Consider the following 1,795-nt stretch of genomic DNA (forward strand, 5'->3'; position numbering starts at 1 on the left):
AGAACACCCACTCCGCATCCGACATCAGATCCCGCGCCATCGCATCACTCCGCCCGATCACAGTCGGGCACCGTGAATCACGCCAAGCCAGTCAGGGGAAGGGTTTTGTCAACACCGCCTAACTGGTATTATTTCACCTTCACCGGATTCGGTGCAGTCCTTCGTGGCAAACTTGGAATCTCGTCGCCAGATATGTGACGCCCGTGGGGTTCCAAATGTCCATGTTGTCTATCCTTCTAAACCAGTGGTCATGACCAGATTTCTACCCAAAGGTATACGTAGTGGGGTAGACAGCCTATTCGAGCGCCATTATTCACACGCCCTCAACCCCAAGAGAACAACAGTTCTTTATCCACGTCAGGATTTAATTGAGGCCAGCATGACTGATCAGGTATTCAGCCGTCATGATACCCATATGACACAAATCGGGAACGCCATCGTCGCGCAGAAAATCCTAGATAGTCTTGGTAATGACCACAATATACAAGCTTGTATGAAGACTGGAACCCGTCAGCGACGTGGTGATCTGGCCGATATGGTAAAAATCCCCGCGCAACTCCCCGAGCCCTGTCTTATTCCACGCCAAGCCAACCTCAAGATATTCAATAATGACATTTTCCTACCCGGCAATACCGATAACATCGTCGTTGCCCACAACCCCCTTTCCGCCAGCTCCCGTAGGCTTTTGGCCTTGGGAGACAGTTCCTTAATTGGTGCCATAAGCCCGCTGTTGACCTTCTATCGTGATATCCTTTTTGTACGCTCTCCATTATTCCAACCCGATTTGCTAAATTTGTTTGCTCCCGACGATGTTGTCACTGCGAACGCTGAACGCTACCTGTCGCAAGTTTATCCCGATTCCGCGGGGGAAAGCGTGGTGATGGACGTTGTTGCGCAAGTACCCGTAAGTCATTGTAACTAGTAAAATACTTGCCTTCTACGTCCCGGCGGAAAGTCTTGTACTGTCAATGGGTTGCCCTGATTTGTGCAACAACGCCGTGGTGATGCGCTTCTATGGTCGCGACGATTATAAACCTACGGCAGAATTTACAACTGCCCTGCAGGCACAGCTGTCAGCGCGCAGCTATCCTGCCGTTTATGAGGGGTGGGCGGCCCAGATAGCCGCCACAACCTTTGAAAAAATAGGTTCGGCACAACTCAATTCTCAACTTCGCAACGTACCTAGTGCGCCTGAATGGCTCGAGTCGACAGGTCACGATCCACACATCACGTTTTCTGATGTATCCATGGAAGATGGCAGAGACTATCAGCTGCGCATTTGCATGGAGAGCACCGTCGAGGGAGTGGCACAGCTCTTTTTAGGGCGTCATGACATGACGTTTACTGAAGCTTTTTCGTTCCGCAAGCCTATTCGTGAAGGACTTAATGAGATGGTATTCGACTTGGAGGCCGAGGGGCGAGGGCGGCGTTTACGCTTCGACCCTTTAAACGTCCCCGGGCGTCTACGCCTTGTAACTATGGAACTGATCTCGCTCTCATAGCGGTTATTTGTAACATCCCGGGAGGTAGTATCGCCGTTTCCTGAACAGCTCTGGCTTGAGGGTGTGCCAGTCCTTGATCGCCTGCAAGGGCGCCCTGGTCGCCAGGGCTGATTGCGGGAGTTGCTGGTTGTAGAGCTGGAGGCCTCCGGAAACCTATCGCTTTGCGTCTGACGTCATGATTCACTCCTGCCGAGGCGGCGGGAGATGATCGATGGCGAGACAGGCGGGTTTTTGGAGCGTCGAGGATCGGCTGGCGGAGATCTCGGACGGGGGCGATCCGCTGGAGACGCTGG

At 52.8% G+C, this 1,795-nt stretch carries 2 protein-coding genes; both read left to right on the top strand.

The window, feature by feature from the left end; all coding sequences use genetic code 11:
* The first annotated feature begins 163 nt into the window (after positions 1 to 163).
* Positions 164 to 922, top strand: a complete 759-nt coding sequence (locus tag DR046_RS22820) for an alginate O-acetyltransferase AlgX-related protein (RefSeq protein WP_167767268.1) — start codon at positions 164 to 166, stop codon at positions 920 to 922.
* Between the two features lie 82 nt (positions 923 to 1,004).
* Positions 1,005 to 1,502 (top strand): hypothetical protein, encoded by a 498-nt coding sequence (locus DR046_RS23405; RefSeq protein ID WP_135227401.1) that lies wholly within the window; start codon positions 1,005 to 1,007, stop codon positions 1,500 to 1,502.
* The last annotated feature ends 293 nt before the right edge of the window (positions 1,503 to 1,795 follow it).

The organism is Jannaschia formosa, from assembly GCF_003340555.1.
Lineage (GTDB): Bacteria > Pseudomonadota > Alphaproteobacteria > Rhodobacterales > Rhodobacteraceae > Jannaschia > Jannaschia formosa.

Excerpts from the sequence above, each read along its gene's own strand:
- DR046_RS23405 (WP_135227401.1), top strand. The coding sequence starts at position 1,005 with ATGCGCTTCTATGGTCGCGACGATTATAAACCTACGGCAGAATTTACA.